Below are 16618 nucleotides of genomic sequence, written 5' to 3' on the forward strand. Positions count from 1 at the left end.
GGCGCTCGGGGATTGCCTGGGCGCCCGCTGCGCCCCGACCGTTGCCTAGAATTTGCCGGTCAGGTTGAACGCCTCGAAGGCTGCCCGGATGTGATCGGCCGCCGCCTTGACCGGGGCGCTTGCTTCGGGCGCCACGATCATCGCCAGGCTGTAGTTGCCGATCTCGGGCATTCCGTCCTTGGGACCCAGTTCGACAAGTTCCTCGCCGAGGAACGACTTGGGCAGCGGCGCGACCGCGAGGTCGGACAGGATCGCCGCCCGCTGGCCGGCCGTATGCGCGCTCATATAGGCGACGCGATAGTTGCGGCCCTCCCGGCCCAGCGCCTCGAGCGCCCCTGCCCGCCACGCGCAGCCCTCTTCCCACAGCGACACGGGCAGCGGCTCGCGCATGTGGGCGCAGCCGCCCTTGGCTCCGGCCCAGACGATCGGCTCGGTCAAGAGCACTTCGCTGCCGGCAGCCACCGCCTTGCACGAATTGGTCAAAAGCGTGATGTCGAGCGCGCGATCGTCCATGCGGCGCCTGAGGTTGCTGCTTTGATCGATGACGACATCGACGGCGATCGCCGGATGCGTCTGCGCGAAGCGCTTGAGCACATGCGGCAATACGCGTTCGCCGAAATCGTCGGGCGAGCCCAACCTCACCACGCCGACGATGTCGGGAATGATGAACTTCGACACCGCCTCGCGGTTGATCGCCAGCAGGCGGCGTGCATAGCCAAGCAGCATCTCGCCATCCGTGGTGAGCGACACCGAGCGTGCATCACGCGCGAACACCGAGCGGCCGAGGATGTCCTCGAGCTTCTTGATCTGCATCGAGACGGCCGACGGCGTGCGGAACACCGCGTTCGCGGCCGTCGTGAAGCTGCCAGTCTCGGCGATCGCCACGAAGGTGCGGAGCACATCCAGGTCGAGCAAGGGGAGCGGGTGATTGAGTGGCGCGTTCATGAAGCTTGCCATTCAATATTTCTGATCGAAGCCATCATTTCATTTCGTTTGATTGAACCTCATCGACGAGCGATAGTCAACACCGTCAAAGCAAGCTCAACAGTCGCTTTGAGAGCCCGGAAGAGTTGGCGCGGATTGCGCGGAAAACGGTTCGAAACCAGCGGTGCCCACCGGGCGGGCACCTCAAGCCGGCCTTGACCCGGTTCAGCAGGAAAGGAAACCGCAATGTCCATTCTCTCGACCATCGGGCACCTTGCCACAGAATTCAACGCAGCCCGTGCCCGCTATCTGACCGAACGGTCGATCCGTTCGCTGCCGCTCGAACTGCAGAAGGACATCGGCTGGCCGGAGGTCGCCGATTCCAGGACCGGCTATCGCCGCGGTCGCAGCGGAGAACTGGCCTGACGTTTTTCTGGAAGGGGCTGTCGCAGACGGAACTGACGAGCCCCTTCCGCGATGCCTGACCGCACCGTGGGCAACCGCCGGCAGTGGGCGGCAAATACCTGCAGAAGCAACCTCCGGGCCTCTTGCGGCAGCGGATCGCGCTCCGCGGCGGTCACCAGCCACCCATGTCGCAATCTGGTGTCGCTTTTGAGGTGCGGCGCTTCGCATTCGACGCATTTCGCGCCGCAGACAACCACTATATCCGCCTCACCAAACGAGATGCCCCACTCCAGCGCGCGAAGGCACCCGTATAAGCCTGATGCATGGAGACCCGTCATGAAGATGTTCGCCCGCCTTTTCGGCCGCCGCCGCCAGACCGCCCTTTCCACCGCGATCGAGAGGGACCGCCTGGCGCGCACCATGCCCGGCCAGACCGCGGCGCTGGCTGCCAACCGACTCGGCATGCTGGTCGGCTGACCGATCCGGTCCGTCACTCCCGCGGGCCGAGATACTTGACCGCCCTCCGGACAATCCGGAGCGGCGGTTTGTTTTATTAGGCGGCGGCCATACAAACGCCATATCTCATAGCCCGGCCGGCTCGCCGCGAGCCATGTCGCAAATTTAATTTTAGCGACAGCTTCAACCCCATTGACAGCAAGGGAATTTGCTGTTGTCGCTATGCTATTCGCGACATCAGGTTCGCGCCGTTTCCGGTCAGCGTGAGGGTTCCTTGAACGCCATCAAACATCCGATCAAAAGATCGCTTGTGTTCTTCCTCGTCCCCGATTTCACCATGGTCGCCTTCGCGACGGCTCTCGATCCACTGCGCATCGCCAACCGCATGCTCGGCTACGAAGCCTACAAGTGGCGGCTCGCCAGCATCGACGGCAAGGGCGTGCGCGCCTCCAATGGCGTGGAATGCGCGGTCACCTCCTCGCTCGAAGAGGAGCGCAAGAAGATGTCGGGGCCGGAGCGTCCGTCCATGGTCATCGTCTGCACCGGCATCAATGTCGAGACCTACAGCAACAAGTCGGTCTTCGCCTGGCTGCGCGAGGAGTACAACCGCGGCGTCGCGGTGGGCGGGCTCTGCACCGGCGCCTACGTGCTCGCCAATGCGGGCCTGCTTTCCAACAAGCGCTGCGCCATCCACTGGGAGAACCTGCCGGGCTTCTCCGAGGCCTTCCCCAAGGCCAATGTCTATGCCGACCTGTTCGAGGTGGACCAGAATATCTACACCTGCGCCGGCGGCACCGCAGCGCTCGACATGATGCTCAAGCTGATCGGCGACGACTTCGACGACAACCTGGTCAACCGGGTGTGCGAACAGGTGCTGACCGACCGCGTGCGCAGCCCGACCGACCGCCAGCGCCTGCCCCTCAGGGCGCGCCTCGGCGTGCAGAACTCCAAGGTGCTCACCATCATCGAATTGATGGAGGCGAATCTTTCCGAGCCGCTGTCGCTGATCGAGATCGCCGATCATGTCGGCCTGTCGCGTCGGCAGATCGAGCGCCTGTTCCGTACCGAGATGGGCCGTTCCCCTGCCCGCTACTATCTCGAGATCAGGCTCGACCGCGCCCGCCACCTGCTGATCCAGTCGTCGATGCCGGTCGTCGAAGTGGCAGTCGCCTGCGGCTTCGTGTCGGCCTCGCACTTCTCGAAGTGCTACCGGGAACTCTACGCCCGCTCGCCGCAACAGGAACGGATCGACCGCAAGCAGTTGATCGCAGCCTAACGGGGCTTGCCGGCAGAAGCGGGCGACCGTCACCTGCTGTCCCACAGCCATGATCGGTCACGCCAGAGCTTCTCGCCGATCAGGCAGTCGTATTTCGGCCGCGCCTGAGCCAACGTCACGGGCGGATGGGCGGCTTCCTCGGCGGCCCACTGCGGCGAATCCGGCCCAGCGAGTTCCAGCACGAGCTTGCGGCGGACCGCTTCCGGGAACTGGTCCCAGCCGTTGACCGGGATCATGAAGGCGCCCGGCCCGCCGATCACGCAGTCGGCGTAATAGCGGTCGAGATCCTCGACATCGTAGGCACTGCCGAAGCCGCCATTGGTCATCAGCGGCAGGCCGTTGATGGTGATGCCCTGGGCCACCACGCCGTCGCGGATGATGTCGACCGGCGCTCCCTGGTTGTTGGGACCGTCGCCGGAAATGTCGATCACGCGCTTGGCGCTGCGAAATGCGCTCTCCGCGAAGAGGTCGCTGCCGAATTCGAGCGCGCTCGAGATCGAGGTGCGCCGGGCGCTGTTGGGCGGCTTGGCGGTGAGCTGCTGCACCACCCGCTCGGCATCCGCGCGATTGGCGATGACCGTCCACGGCACCACGACGACCTGGGAGGTCGACCCGGCCCATTCGACATAGGTGACCGCGATCTTGCCGTAGGCGCCCTCGGCGATCGCCTCCAGCACCCGTTCGTGGGTAAGAGCCGCGGCGTAGCCGTGGCGCTGGATCTCGAGCTCGTCCGGAGACATGGAGAGCGAGACGTCGACCGCCAGGACCAGTTCGACATCCACCTGTTCGGCGCCAGCCGATTGCGGCGCCAGCCCAAGCACCAGCGCCATTGCGGCGCTGCCTGCGAGAAGAGCTTGGGCCACAGCAGACATTCCCAGAGGGTAAGCGAGAATCGGCGGCTTCAAAAGAAAAGCCCGGGCGAAATCCCGGGCTTTTCCGTTCACATTTTTGCGAGAGCAGCCTTGGCTCTTGCGGAGCCGGGCTGTCAGAAGCAGCAGTTCATACAGCTTGCCCGCCCTACCCTCAGCTTCGCGGCTTGAGGTTCTCCGGATCGTAGAGCGGCTTATAGCCGATGCCGACCACCTCGACCGGATAGGTCTCGGCGAAATACTCGACATTCAGCTTGCGGCCTTCCTGGGCATAGGCGTGCGGCAGGTAGGCAAGCGCGATGTTCTTGCCGATGGTCGGACCGAAGGCGACGGAGGTCGTGTAGGAGCGGCGGCCGAGTTCGTCGACCAGCGTTTCGCCGGTCAACGGGTCCAACACCGGCAGCGTGCCGACCGGATAGCGCTTGACGCCGTTCCTGTCGGTGTTCTCGGTCATGACGAGCGTGCAGAGCATTGCGGGCTGGTGCTCGCGCGCCTTGTACTCGAGATGCTTCGCCTTGCCGCGGAAATCGGCATCCTTGACCTTCGGACGGGCAAGGTCGGCCTCGATGAGGTTGTACTGGGTGAGCAGGTCGGCATTCTGCAGGCGCAGGCTCTTTTCCATGCGGCGCGAATTGGCATAGGTCTCGACGCCGAAGGCCATGACGCCGGTCGAGCGCAGCGCATCCCAGACGGCAAGGCCGTCCTCGTACCTCATGTGTAGTTCCCAGCCCTGCTCGCCGACATAGGAGATGCGGAAAGCGGTGACCGGCTTGCCCGCGATCTCGATCTGCTTGATCGCCGCGAAGGCAAAGTTTTCCTGATCGAGACCGGCAGGGTCCGCGACCACCTTCTTCAGCGTCTCACGGGCATTCGGGCCCCAGATGCCGATTGTGATGAACTTCTCAGAGACGTCGGTGACGGTGACGTCGAGGCCGCGATCCTCGGCCACGCGCTTCATGTAGTGGAAATCGCGCGGGCCGGCGTCGGCGCCGTTCACGAGGCGGCAGCGGTCGGCCATGCGGAAGACGGTGAAGTCGGCGCGAACCATACCCTCGTCGTCGAGGAAGTGCGTATAGATACCCTTGCCGACATTGCCGTCCCCACCGATCTTGGCGGCGCATAGCCATTCCAGCAGCTCGACATGATCGGGACCTTCGATGTCGACCATGTGGAAATGCGAGAGGTTGACGATGCCGCAATCCTCGCTCATCGCCAGATGCTCGGCGTTGGAAACGCGCCAGAAGTGCCTGGAATCCCACTCGTTCTCGCGCACCGGCACGCGGTTGCCGTACTTCTCCAGCAGGTGCTCGTTGGCCTTGTAGCCATGCGCACGCTCCCAGCCGCCGAGTTCCATGAAGTGGCCGCCGAGCTCGACCTCGCGCTCGTAGAAGGGCGAACGCTTGACGTTGCGCCCGGTGGCGTAAGGCTCGCGGGTGTGCACGGCCGGGAAATAGATCTTCTGGGCGGCCTCGAAGGTGCGGCCCTCGATGAACTTCTCTTCCAGCTGGTGCGGATAGAAGCGGGCGTAGTCGATCGAATTGTGGTCGATCTCGGTGCGGCCGTCGGTCATCCAGTCGGCGATCAGCTTGCCGTAGCCGGGACCGTCCTTCACCCAGATGGCGACGCAGTACCAGAGACCACGCACCTTCTGGCTCTCGCCGCAGGAAGGGCCACCGGCGGCCGACACCTGCAGCAGGCCGTTGAAGGAGTGGCTTTCGTTGTAGCCGATCTCGCCGAGGATCGGCGTCAGTTCCATGGCGCGCTCCAGCGGCGCCATGATCTGTTCCATGTCGAGGTCGCGCTGCGACGGCGACAGGCGCGCCTCGTGCTTTTCGAGGATCTCGCGCGGGTGGCAGAGGCGCGGATTGGTGGTCTCGTAATAGCCCCACTCGATCTGGCCGCCCTCGGTGGTCTTGGGGTCTCCTGTGTCGCGCATGTAGGCGGAATTGCCCTGGTCGCGCAGCAGCGGGAAGCCGATTTCCTTGCCGGTGCCCTCGAACTCGCTGTACGGGCCGAAGAAGGTCAGCGGATGGTCGACCGGCATGACCGGCAGGTCCTCGCCCACCATCTCGGCGATCAGGCGGCCCCAGATGCCGGCGCAGACGACGACATGATCGGCCATGATGGTTCCGCGATGGGTGACTACGCCCTTGATGCGCCCCCCCTCGACGATCAGAGAGGTGGCCGGCGTATTCCCGAAGGCCTGGAGCTTGCCGGATTTTTCGGCGGCATCGACCAGCTTCCCGGCAACCGTCTGCGAGCGCGGAATGACGAGGCCGGCGTCGGGATCGAACATGCCGCCCATCACCTGATCTTCCTCGATCAGCGGGAACATCGCCTTGATTTCAGAGGGCGAGACATAGTGCGCGCGCGTGCCGAAAGCCTTGGCGGAAGATAGCTTGCGCTTGATCTCTTCCATCCAGGTGTCGTCGCCGGTGCGGGCGACCTCGAGACCGCCGATGCGGGCGTAGTGGCCCATCTTCTCGTAGAAATCGATGGAATACTGCGTCGTCCAGACCGACAGATAGTCGTGGCTGGTCGTGTAGCAGAAGTCCGAGGCATGCGCGGTCGAGCCGATGTCGGTCGGAACGCCCGACTTGTCGATGCCGACGATGTCGTCCCAGCCACGCTCGATCAGGTGATGGGCGATGGATGCGCCCACGATACCGCCAAGCCCGACGATGACGACCTTCGCCCTTTTCGGAAACTCTGCCATTTCCCACGACTCCGAGATGATATTGCGCGCACACTATAGGGCAGTGTCGTGCGATTGCAGCCTGTTTGCGACATTGCGAAAACGGCGCGCGACCTCGGCGGCGAGACCTGTCCGGATCGGTTCGGGCGGCCGCAAATGGAAAGGGCCGGACAGATGCCGGCCCTTCGTCGAACTGGCGGGATGTGAACCTACTTGATGCGGGCGACGCCGCCGGAGATCTCGACCGTTTCAGAGCCCGTCAGCGCCTCGCGGTCGCCATTGGGCATGGTCACGAAACAGCCGCTCGGGCAGAACTCCACCGTCTCGCCGGCGGCAAGCGCCAGCTCCGACTTGGAACCGCCTTCCGTCACGATCAGCGTGCGCGGCTCGGAGTCCAGGTTTACAGCGCTCGCGGCATGCGCCGCACCCGACATGGCCAGGAAAAGCGCGCCTGCGGCGACAAGAAACCTATTCATTTCATCATCGGTGTTTCCACCGCCTCTGGTTCATCTTTGCAAGGCATTTTCGCCTTTGCGGATGAGCTTATATGAGTTCGAAGCTGAACGGCAACTGAATGCCTTGTTCATGCCACAATTTGCCAAAGCCTCGCTCCCCGCCCTATTCCGGGTCGGGTTTCCGCCGCCGCCCGGGCTTGCGTTCCGAAGCCGCCGCCGCCCGCTTGCTGCGGGCCTCTTCCTCCAGGGCTACCTGGGCTTCCGCCTGCTCGTCGTCGGCCGGCCATTTTTCGGCAGGCTTGGGATCCTGGGCGCGCGGCGCCGAGGGTATATGGATATGTTCGCGCGCGAAGGTCTCGAGGATGGCGAAGCGGATGTCGTTCTGGACGCTGTTGCCGGCTAGCACGTCGGCCAGGAAGAAGCGGACCTCGAACTCTAATGCAGCCGTGCCGAAATTGGCGAAGAGCACGAACGGCTCTGGGTTCTTCAGCACCATCGGGTGCGAACGCACCACGTCGAGCATGATCTCATGCGCGCGCTTGACGTCGGAGTCGTAGGCAACGCCGACCTTGATGTCGATGCGACCGAGCTTGTTGCGATGGGTCCAGTTGCCGACCGCGCCGTTGATCAGTTCCGAATTGGGCAGGATCACCGACTGGCGCTGGAAGGTCTCGATCTCGGTGGCGCGCACGCTGATCTTCTTGACCGTGCCCGAGACCTGGCCGGCGACGATCCAGTCGCCGACCTTGAACGGCCGTTCCGCGAGAAGGATCAGGCCCGAGACGAAGTTCGACACCACGTTCTGCAGGCCGAAACCGATACCGAGGGAGAGTGCGCCGGCAACCAGGGCCAGGTTCGAAAGATCGAGGCCTGCCGAAGAGATCGCGATCAGCGCCGCGATGGCAAAGCCCGCATAGCCCACGGCCACCCGGATCGAGTTGCGCACGCCGGCGTCCACCTTGCCGCGCGCCATGACCGAGCCGTCGAGCCAGCCCTGGAACCAGCGCGTCAGGAAGTAGCCGATGGCGAAGACGACGATGCCCGATAGGATGCCGACCGGCGAGAAGGTGAACGTGCCGATCTGGAAGCCTGCGCCCACCTTGTAGAGCCAGGTCGTCATGTCCCCCGTTTGAAAGCCCCACTGGAACAGGATCAGTGGCACGCCGATGACGATGACGATCAGGTTGATGACGATGCTGGTCACGAGGCCAAGCTGGTCGAGCGTAGTCTCGTCGAGCTTGAACAGCCTCTGGATCCGACGCCCGACCGTGGTCTTGGCGAAGGCGTCTTCCTCGTTGATCGCACGTGACGAAAGGAAGCCGATATACATGGTGGCGAGGATCGCGCCGGTGACCACAATCTGCTGCGAGACGAAGCGCGCCAGGCCGATATAGCCAAGGAGCGCGGCGGCTATGGTCACGCCGCCGAGCAGGTAGAGGAAGTAGCGGAGCGTCCGCGGCCACGGCTTGGGCTGGCCGTTCTCGTCGACGAACGGCTTCACCATGCCGATGAGGACGACGAGCACGCCGATGATGACGGTCGAGACCAGGGCCTCGCCGACCGTCAGCGTGATCGGAGAGCCGAGCACGCGGTAGACGGAGCTCAAGAGGTAGTCCAGACCGGTGAAGAAGGCGGTGGCGATGATCAAGAGCATCAGCCAGCGCGCCGCCCCGCTTTCGACCGCGATCAGCCGCCAGTTGGGCAGTTTGGGCGCGAGCACGGCCGTGCCCAGGCGCGAGACGAATAAGACGATGCCGATGACGTAGAACAGCGACGACATCATCGCGCCGATGTCGCCGCGCAGCACGCCGAAATAGTCGTAGAGGAAATAGGTGACGCCAAGGAAGACGATCACCGCCAGGGTCTGCATCAACGTCGACCAGAAGGCGACCGAAAGGCGGCTGAGATAGGATGGATCCTCCACCCTCGCGTCCGGCTCGAACAGGCGGCCGAAGAGCCGCCTGCCGCCCATGACGATGACTGCGGCCGCAGCCAGCGCAAAGAAGGTGGCCGCCAGCATGGACTTGAGCTTGAAGCTGACGACGAAGCGAATCCACGACGACACCGTGCGGTACAGGTCGCTCATTTCGGTTTCGAAGTTGTCGATGACTTCGAACACGAGCGCGAAATCGATCTCGTAGCGCTTGGTGAGCAGGCTCTGGAACAGGTCCCGCCGGATTTCCGTGATCTGGCCGACTATCTTGTTGATGCGGATCGAAAGGTTTTCGGCGACGCCGAGCACCGCATTGATCTCGGCCTTCTCGTTGGTCAACGCCTTGCGCTCGTTGGTGACGACGTCCGATTCTGCCGGCTGGCCTTCGGCCGGCGGCTTGCCGAGTTGTTCGAGACGCGCGTTGATCTCGGCAAGGCGCGGACGGAAGGCAACGCCGCTCTGCAGCAGCTCGCGCGACAGCTGTTCGAGCTGGAGCCGGATTTCGACCAGGGCCGCATCGTCCTCCTGGCTCTGGTCGAGCTTGCGCTGCAGCGTGTCCACCTTGCCGCTGACGCTGGCGATGACCTCCTGCTGATCGGCGATGACGCCGGCGGGCGCCCTGCCGAGGTCCTGCGCGGCGGCCGGCATCCAGCATGCGAATGCGACTAGGATCAGTGAAACGGCGACGCGCCGGGCTGCGGAAACGAGCATGTCAGGTCTGCGACTCACTATGTGGATGAAATGCGCGAGGGCGCGCCATTGATAGAGACCGGTATCCGGGCGGGCAAGTCGACCGCAAATCCGGTGGTGGAGGTCGGCCTATCGAAAGGCCATGGCGAAATATTGGCTTCAGTTTGGCGAACCCGACTATAGTCTCCGCGCACAGATCGAAGGATGGCATCAAGTATGGCGGAATATTCGGCGTTTTCGCTGCTGAGAAACGCGCTCTCGGGCAATCGCGACTGGAAGCCGGCCTGGCGCAAGCCGGCGCCCAAGCCGTCATACGAGGTGATCGTCATCGGCGGCGGCGGCCATGGTCTTGCCACCGCCTACTACCTGGCCAAGGAGTACGGTATCACCAACGTGGCGGTACTCGAGAAAGGTTATCTCGGCTCGGGCAATGTCGGGCGCAACACGACCGCCGTACGCTCCAACTACCTGCTGCCGCAGAACACGCGCTTCTACGAGCACTCGATGAAGATGTGGGAGAACCTCTCCCACGATCTCAACTACAACGTCATGTTCTCCCAGCGCGGCGTGCTCAATCTTGCCCACACACCCGCGCAATTGGACGATCTCGCCCGCAAGGGCAATGCCATGCGCCATCTCGGCACCGACGCGCATCTGATGACGCCCGCCGAGATCGCCCGCCGGGTGCCCGGCATGGACATGTCGCAATCGGCGCGGTTCCCCGTCATCGGCGGACTGATGCAGGAGCGCGCCGGCACCGCCCGCCACGATGCGGTGGCCTGGGGTTATGCGCGCGGCGCCGACCGCCGCGGCGTCGACATCATCGAGAACTGCGAGGTCACCGGCTTCCTGCGCGACGGCGACCGTGTCGTCGGCGTCACCACCAATCGCGGCGAGATCCGCGCCAAGAAGGTGGCTGTCGCGGTGGCCGGCAGCACGGGTCGCGTGCTGCAGCTCGCCGGCATCGAGCGCATGCCGATCGAAAGCTACGTCCTGCAGGCCTTCGTCTCCGAATCGCTGAAGCCGTTCCTCGACACCGTGCTGACCTTCGGCATGGGCCATTTCTACGTCGGCCAGTCCGACAAGGGCGGCCTGATCTACGGCGGCGACCTCGACGGCTACAACAGCTACGCCCAGCGCGGAAACCTGCCCATCGTCGAGGAGGTGATGAGCGAGATGCTGGCGGTGTTCCCCTCGCTCGCCACCGTGCGCGTGCTGCGCTCCTGGGGCGGCGTCTGCGACATGTCGATGGACGGCTCGCCGATCATCACCGCCGGCCCCTTGCCCGGCATGTATCTCAATTGCGGCTGGTGCTACGGCGGCTTCAAGGCCACGCCTGCCTCGGGGCTGTGCTTCGCCTACACGATTGCCAAGGACGCGCCGCACGAACTCACAGCACCCTTCACCCTCGACCGTTTCAGCCGTGGCACCGTCATCGACGACAAGGGCCAGGGGCCGACACCGCGCCTGCACTAGGGTTCCGATCCATGCTCATCACCTGTCCTTATTGCGGCCCGCGCGACGTTTCCGAATTCGCCTACCAGGGCGATGGCAACCGCACTCGCCCCGATCCCGCCTCGACCGACCAGGTCGCCTGGCATGCCTATGTCTATGACCGGCTGAACCCTGCCGGCGCGCACAACGAGATCTGGCAGCACGCCGGCGGCTGCCGGTCACATCTCGCCGTGGTGCGCGACACCCTCACCCACGAAATTTCGAGCGTCCGCTTCGCGCGCGAACATGGCGCGCCTGTCCACGGACGTCGCAAGCCCGGAGTCAAGGCATGAGCCCGCGCCGTATACCCTCGGGCGGCCTCGTCGACCGGCTGCGCACCATCCGCTTCACCTTCGACGGGGTTTCCTACGCCGGACATCAGGGCGACACGCTGGCCTCGGCGCTGCTCGCCAATGGCGTCATGCTGTTCGGCCGCTCCTTCAAGTACCATCGCCCGCGTGGCGTGCTGACCGCCGGCGTCGACGAACCGAATGCCCTGGTGACGGTGCTGCGCGGCGACGTCCGCGAGCCGAACCTACCCGCGACGACGGTCGAGATCTATGACGGGCTGGTCGCCGTCAGCCAGAACCGTTTCCCCTCGCTCGCCTTTGACGTGAGCGCGGTCAATCAACTCGGCGGCAAGTTCATCTCGGCGGGCTTCTACTACAAGACCTTCATGGGCCCGGCGATCGGCCCGCTCAAGGGCACCCGCTTCTGGATGATGTGCGAGCACATCATCCGCCGCGCCGCCGGCCTCGGCCGCGCCGGCCACACGCCCGACCCGTCGCGCTACGAGCGCATGAACGCCTTTTGCGACGTGCTGGTGGTCGGCTCTGGCCCCGCCGGCCTTTCCGCCGCGCGCGAAGCGGCCGCCTCTGGCGCGCGCGTCATCCTCGCCGAACTGGACCCTGAATTCGGCGGCTCGGCCAACTGGTCCGGCGAGACCATCGACGGCGAGCCCGCAGCGACATGGGCAACCGACATCGTCGGCGAACTCAAGGAACACAACAACGTCCGCCTGCTCAAGCGCACCACCGTCTGGGGCTACTACGACGGCAACACGATTGCCGCCCTGGAGCGTGTCTCCGACCACGAGCCCTCGCCTGCCAAGGGTGCTCCGCGCCATCGCCACTGGACGATCCGCGCCGGGAGCGTCGTGCTCGCCACCGGCGCATTCGAGCGGCCGCTGGTCTTCCCGGGCAACGATCGGCCCGGCGTCATGATGGCGAGCGCGGCAATGCGCTACGCCAATCAGTACGGTGTCCTGCCAGGCGACAAGATCGCCGTCTTCGCCAACAACGACAGCGCCTATCTTGCGGCGGCATCACTCGCCAGGGCGGGTGCCGCGATCGTCGCCATGATCGACCTGCGCCGGGACGTCAGCGACGCATGCCGGGCGCTGGCGAAGGAGGCCGGAGCCGAATTGCTGACAGGCCGAGCCGTCGTCGGCACCGAGGGCGGCAAGAAGCTCACCGGTATCAAGCTGGCGCATTTCGATCAGGCCTCGGGCGTGATCTCGGGAGAAGCGCGCGCGATCGCGACCGACTGCCTGGTCGTGTCGGGGGGCTGGTCGCCGACCATCCACCTCGCCAGCCAGGCGGGCGCGCGCCCGGTGTGGGACGCCGACCTGCAGGCCTTCCTGCCGCCACGGCCGGACAAGGGCTGGGTCGGTGCGGGCGCCTTCAACGGAACCTTCGCGACGGCCGAAGCCATCGCCGAGGGCTTTGCCGCCGGCCGCAAGGCGGCCGACCTTCCGCCGGTCAGGGTCGATATGTTGCCGCATGTCGAGCCGGCGTCGCTCGACCCCCGTCCCGCGCCGGTGTTCGAGATCAGGGCCAAGGGCAAGGCCTTCGTCGACTTCCAGCATGACGTCACCGCCGACGACGTGCGGCTTGCCCATCTCGAGGGTTTCGTCTCGGTCGAGCATCTCAAGCGCTACACCACGCTCGGCATGGCCACCGACCAGGGCAAGGGCTCCAACGTGCCGGGTCTCGCGATCATGGCCGAGGCTGTCGGCAAGCCGATCCCCGAGGTCGGCACCACGCGGTTCCGCCCGCCCTTCGCTCCGGTGTCGGTCGGCTCGCTGGCTGCCGAGCGTTTCGGCGACCTGAAGCCGGAACGGCTGACGCCGATGCACGACTGGCATGTCGACAACGGCGCGACCATGTATTCGGCCGGCCTCTGGTTCCGCCCGATGATCTATGGCGACCCCGGCGAGACCGTCGAGCAGGCCTATGTTCGCGAGGCGGGAACTACGCGCGACGCCGCCGGCATCGTCGACGTCTCCACCCTTGGCAAGATCGCCGTACAAGGTCCGGACGCCGCCGAGTTCCTCGATCGCGTCTACACCAACGTCTTCTCCACCCTTTCCGTCGGCAAGGCCCGCTACGGGCTGATGCTGCGCGAGGACGGCATTGCCTTCGACGACGGCACCACTTGGCGGCTGGGCGAAGACGACTTCCTGATGACCACGACGACAGCCAATGCCGGCAAGGTCATGCAGCATCTCGAATATTTCCTCGACGTCGTCTGGCCCGACTTGAGGGTCCACTTGACCTCTGTCACCGACCAGTGGGCGGGTGCTGCCATCGGCGGCCCCAAGGCCCGTGAAATCCTCGCCTCCTGCGTCACCGGCACCAAGGTCGACAACGAGACGCTGCCCTTCATGGGCATCGTCCGCGGCGAAATCGCCGGCGCGCCCGTCATGATCTGCCGCCTCTCCTTCTCCGGCGAGATGGCCTTCGAGGTCTACTCGGGCGCCGGCCATGGCATCCATGTCTGGGAGGCGCTGGTCGAGGCGGGCAAGCCGCACGGCATGGTGCCCTATGGGCTCGAGGCGCTCGGCACCATGCGCATCGAGAAGGGCCATGTCACCGGCGCCGAGATCGACGGCCGGACCACAGGGCGCGACCTGCATCTCGGCTGGATGCTGTCCAAGAAGAAGCCGTTCATCGGCTCGGCGATGATGGACCGCGAAGGCCTCACCGCCCCCGAGCGGCTCGAACTGGTGGGCATCGTTTCGCTCGACAACCGGCCGCTCAACGGCGGCGCCCACATCGTCATGCAGGCCGATCCGGAAAACCCGCACGGCTCGCTCGGCCACATCACCGCCGCCTGCTTCTCCCCGGCGCTCGGCAAATATATCGCGCTGGCGCTGGTCTCGGCCGGCAAGTCCCGCCACGGCAAGCGCGCCCAGGTCTCCGACCCGCTGCGCAACCGCTTCGGCCCGGTCGAGATCGTCAGCCACCACTTCTTCGACCCCGAAGGGAAGCGCATGCATGGTTGAGCAGCTTTCACCGCTCGCACAGGCCTTCCGGCCCGGCTCGCACGGCAACTTTGCCGATGGCGTGGGCGTGACCCTGTCCGAGATCGCTCCCGGCTCGATCGTGCAGGTCGCCGCATGGCCGGGCGAGGAAAAGGCGCTGATGGGGGTGATCGCCTCGGTCACGAAACTCAGCCTCGCCGATGGCGCGGGTGCAGGCGCGGTCTCTGAACGCCATTCGGCATTCGGCTTCGCGCCCGGAAAGTTCCTCGTCACCGACGCCTCGGAAGGACTGGCCACCGCGCTGGCAGGCACGGTTCCGTCGAGCACCGGCACGGTCACCGACCTTTCACACGGCCGGACCGCCATCCGCATCGAAGGCGCCAGGGCGGAGTGGGTGCTGGGCAAGCTCTTTGCCGTAGACTTCGAGCAGGCGGCATTCCCGATCGGCTCGGGCATATCGACGGCCCATCACGATATCTTCACCCAGATCCAGCGAAGCGGGGCAGCGCGGTTCGACCTCTACGTCTTCCGCTCCTTCGCCCGCTCGTTCTGGAAGATGCTCTGCCACGCCGCCGACGAGGTCGGCTACGAGGTGGTCTGAGGCAAGTGCGCGGAGAGCGCTTGCTACTCCGCCGTGCCAGCTTCGATCGCGCTCCCCGAACGATTCTGATCAGGTTTGGTGGAGTTCGCCCATTGGGTGACCACCAGGCCGGCGACGATCAGGAGCAGCCCCGCGACGCGCGCAAGCGTGGCGGGCCGCTGCGCAAAATTCATCAGACCGAAGTGGTCGATGAGGAGGGACGTCGCCATCTGGCCGGCGATCACCGCCACGATGAAGCTGGCAGCGCCGACTTTCGGCGAAAGCAGAAGTGCCGCTGTGATGTAGATCACCCCGCCGACGCCGCCGATCCAGATCCACCACGGTCCCTTGAACAGGGCACCCACCATCGGCACCGGCACCCTCGACGCAAGCATGACGGGGACGATCAGCACGACGCTGATGGCGAGCGAAACCAGCGTCGCCCAGAGCGGGTGGCCGAGCAGGCGCCCAAGCATGGCATTGGCGCCGGCCTGAAACGGAACTGCTGCCCCGGCGAGCAAGGCTGCGACCAGCAACGATGAGGACTGCGGCATTGAGTATCTCCGTATCTACTCCCCGGAGATATGCCATCCGTCATACTTATGGAAATTCACAATCCTTACCGATAACATGCACCGGATGAATAATCTCTCCGGCATCGACCTCAATCTGCTCGTGGTCCTCGAGGCGCTCCTGGCCGAGCGGCATGTCTCGCGCGCCGCCATTCGCCTCAACCGGAGCCAACCCGCGGTCAGCCACGCGCTTGCGCGCCTGCGCCACCTCCTCGACGACCCGCTGCTGGTCAGACATGGCGGCGGTTTGCAGCCAACGGCGCGCGCCATGGAGATCGCGCCACTGCTTGCCGACGCACTCGATCGCATGCGCCGCCTCCTCGTACCCGCCGGCTTCGATCCGGCGACCGAGAGGCGCACCTTCCGCCTCGCCATGTCGGACTACGGTGCGACCGTGATCCTCCCCCGCCTCCTGCCGGCGTTGCGGACGCAGGCACCCGGCATCGATCTCGAGATAAGCCAGTCGAGCCGCGAGTCGATGACGGCACAGGTGATGGACGGCGAGATCGACCTGGCCTTCGGCGTCTTTCCCACACTCGAAAGGTCGATGCGGGCCTTGCAGCTGTTCGAAGAGCGATACGCCTGCCTTGCCAATGCTGCCTCGTTGGGTGGCGCAACGAGCATGGATCTTAGCGCCTACCTTGCGCGCCCGCACGCCCTCGTGGCCCTGCGTGCCGATGTCGAAAGCGAGGTCGATTCCGCGCTTGCGGCCATCGGCGAGAAGCGCCGTGTCGCGCTGCTTATGCCGCATTGGGGCGCAGCACCCGGGCTCATTGCCGGTACCGATCTCGTGCTGACCGTGGCGCGGCGTATCCTGCCGCCATCGGTCGAGGCCAACGCCCTTGCCGTCTTCGAACCGCCTTTCGCCATTCCGGCCTTCGGCTTTGAGCAGATCTGGCACAGGCGCCGCGACAGCGACGCCGCGCACCAGTGGCTTCGGGAGACCATCTTGAGCCTTTGCGGGGACTGACGCCGCAGATTCCCTGCCCTGACCCGACTAGCGA

At 65.1% G+C, this 16618-nt stretch carries 14 protein-coding genes; 8 read left to right on the top strand and 6 right to left on the bottom strand.

From position 1 onward, the window contains the following. Window positions 1-45: 45 nt before the first annotated feature. Window positions 46-945, bottom strand: coding sequence for a LysR substrate-binding domain-containing protein (locus J2X50_RS01680; protein WP_429090913.1), 900 nt, complete (start codon window positions 943-945; stop codon window positions 46-48). A gap of 225 nt (window positions 946-1170) precedes the next feature. Between J2X50_RS01680 and J2X50_RS01685 the strand changes: the two genes are divergently transcribed. The 3 genes from J2X50_RS01685 (at window position 1171) to J2X50_RS01695 (ending at window position 3061) form a co-directional block, all read left to right on the top strand. Beyond that, window positions 1171-1350 (top strand): hypothetical protein, encoded by a 180-nt coding sequence (locus J2X50_RS01685; protein WP_429090915.1) that lies wholly within the window; start codon window positions 1171-1173, stop codon window positions 1348-1350. A 315-nt stretch (window positions 1351-1665) separates the two neighbouring features. After that, window positions 1666-1806, top strand: coding sequence for a hypothetical protein (locus J2X50_RS01690; RefSeq protein WP_429090917.1), 141 nt, complete (start codon window positions 1666-1668; stop codon window positions 1804-1806). A 316-nt stretch (window positions 1807-2122) separates the two neighbouring features. Further along, the gene (locus J2X50_RS01695; RefSeq protein WP_429091824.1) at window positions 2123-3061 is read left to right on the top strand and encodes a GlxA family transcriptional regulator; all 939 of its coding nucleotides are present in this window, start codon (window positions 2123-2125) and stop codon (window positions 3059-3061) included. A 29-nt stretch (window positions 3062-3090) separates the two neighbouring features. Here J2X50_RS01695 and J2X50_RS01700 read toward each other — a convergent pair whose 3' ends face one another. The 4 genes from J2X50_RS01700 to J2X50_RS01715 form a co-directional block, all read right to left on the bottom strand. Beyond that, on the bottom strand, window positions 3091-3933 hold the full coding sequence (locus J2X50_RS01700) for a DUF1194 domain-containing protein (protein WP_429090919.1): 843 nt from the start codon (window positions 3931-3933) through the stop codon (window positions 3091-3093). 151 nt (window positions 3934-4084) lie between these two features. Beyond that, complete coding sequence (locus J2X50_RS01705) at window positions 4085-6646, bottom strand: GcvT family protein (protein ID WP_429090921.1); 2562 nt, start codon at window positions 6644-6646, stop codon at window positions 4085-4087. A gap of 188 nt (window positions 6647-6834) precedes the next feature. Continuing rightward, the gene (locus tag J2X50_RS01710; RefSeq protein ID WP_340038910.1) at window positions 6835-7101 is read right to left on the bottom strand and encodes a hypothetical protein; all 267 of its coding nucleotides are present in this window, start codon (window positions 7099-7101) and stop codon (window positions 6835-6837) included. Window positions 7102-7243: 142 nt separating this feature from the next. Then, window positions 7244-9724: a mechanosensitive ion channel domain-containing protein gene (locus J2X50_RS01715; RefSeq protein WP_429090922.1), complete on the bottom strand. Its 2481-nt coding sequence runs from the start codon at window positions 9722-9724 to the stop codon at window positions 7244-7246. Window positions 9725-9919: 195 nt separating this feature from the next. Here J2X50_RS01715 and J2X50_RS01720 point away from each other — a divergent pair, with 195 nt between their 5' ends. Genes J2X50_RS01720 through soxG form a run of 4 tightly spaced genes read left to right on the top strand, consistent with a single transcriptional unit; the run spans window position 9920 to window position 15063 of the window. Continuing rightward, complete coding sequence (locus tag J2X50_RS01720) at window positions 9920-11179, top strand: sarcosine oxidase subunit beta family protein (RefSeq protein WP_429090924.1); 1260 nt, start codon at window positions 9920-9922, stop codon at window positions 11177-11179. An 11-nt stretch (window positions 11180-11190) separates the two neighbouring features. After that, window positions 11191-11490 carry a sarcosine oxidase subunit delta gene (locus J2X50_RS01725; protein ID WP_429090925.1) on the top strand — a complete coding sequence of 100 codons (300 nt, stop codon included), beginning with the start codon at window positions 11191-11193 and terminating at the stop codon, window positions 11488-11490. Beyond that, window positions 11487-14483 carry a sarcosine oxidase subunit alpha family protein gene (locus J2X50_RS01730; protein WP_429090926.1) on the top strand — a complete coding sequence of 999 codons (2997 nt, stop codon included), beginning with the start codon at window positions 11487-11489 and terminating at the stop codon, window positions 14481-14483. The genes J2X50_RS01725 and J2X50_RS01730 overlap by 4 nt, the downstream gene beginning before the upstream one ends. After that, window positions 14476-15063: a sarcosine oxidase subunit gamma family protein gene (gene soxG, locus J2X50_RS01735; protein ID WP_429090927.1), complete on the top strand. Its 588-nt coding sequence runs from the start codon at window positions 14476-14478 to the stop codon at window positions 15061-15063. Before J2X50_RS01730 ends, soxG begins: the two co-directional genes overlap by 8 nt. A gap of 23 nt (window positions 15064-15086) precedes the next feature. On the opposite strand, the gene J2X50_RS01740 is transcribed toward soxG, so the two are convergent. After that, window positions 15087-15596 carry a DMT family transporter gene (locus tag J2X50_RS01740; protein ID WP_429090929.1) on the bottom strand — a complete coding sequence of 170 codons (510 nt, stop codon included), beginning with the start codon at window positions 15594-15596 and terminating at the stop codon, window positions 15087-15089. Window positions 15597-15681: 85 nt separating this feature from the next. Between J2X50_RS01740 and J2X50_RS01745 the strand changes: the two genes are divergently transcribed. Continuing rightward, window positions 15682-16584 carry a LysR family transcriptional regulator gene (locus J2X50_RS01745; RefSeq protein WP_429090931.1) on the top strand — a complete coding sequence of 301 codons (903 nt, stop codon included), beginning with the start codon at window positions 15682-15684 and terminating at the stop codon, window positions 16582-16584. The last annotated feature ends 34 nt before the right edge of the window (window positions 16585-16618 follow it).

Origin of the sequence: Aminobacter sp. BE322, from assembly GCF_050433525.1 — a bacterium.
GTDB lineage: Bacteria > Pseudomonadota > Alphaproteobacteria > Rhizobiales > Rhizobiaceae > Aminobacter.